Annotated in this window: 1 protein-coding gene; it reads left to right on the top strand. The window is 35.4% G+C overall.

Features of this window, described 5'->3' with window-relative positions; translation table 11 throughout:
* The first annotated feature begins 89 nt into the window (after window positions 1–89).
* Window positions 90–596, top strand: a complete 507-nt coding sequence (gene hsp20, locus DYY66_RS02715; RefSeq protein ID WP_394352553.1) for an archaeal heat shock protein Hsp20 — start codon at window positions 90–92, stop codon at window positions 594–596.
* The last annotated feature ends 19 nt before the right edge of the window (window positions 597–615 follow it).

The following is a 615-nucleotide window of genomic DNA, read 5'->3' as shown; positions in this document are numbered from 1 at the left end:
AAAAATTCACTAATTTTTATTAATTGTCATCCATATTACATCTTGTCATAAAATTAATATTTGAGCAATGATAACTAGTCATAAGGTCGATTCATATGTTCGAGATCGATGAATTTGATGACCTCTTCCAAAGAATGACTAGGCCATTCAGAGAGATTGGAGACATGTGGCATGAATTAAGAAACTCATCTAACATGCGAACATTTGGTCCGTATTACTATGGATATTCCTTAACAAGGGGACCTGATGGTAAACCCGTGGTAAGAGAATATGGAAACGTACGACCAAGCCTTCTTCCAACTGCAGAAAACAGAGAACCATTCGTTGACACAATCATAGATGGTAAGGAAAAGATTTTGAAGGTTGTCGCAGAGATGCCCGGAATAGAAAAGAAGGATATCAAGATAGATGTGGTTGGAAGCATAATCAACATAGATGCAGAACATGGAGAAAGAAAATATCATGCCAAAATACCAATAAGACAAAAAATCGATGAAAATTCTGTCAAGGCTACATATGCTAACGGAATACTTGAAATGAAATTCAAGTTAAAGGAAGAGGATGTTCCTAAAGGAAAGATAGTGACGGTAGAATAAACCGTCTTTTCTTTTTTTT

Source organism: Candidatus Nitrosotalea sp. FS, assembly GCF_011319475.1.
Lineage (GTDB): Archaea > Thermoproteota > Nitrososphaeria > Nitrososphaerales > Nitrosopumilaceae > Nitrosotalea.
Note: the sequence above shows the minus strand (reverse complement) of the source record. Positions and strands in the feature narration are given on the sequence as shown.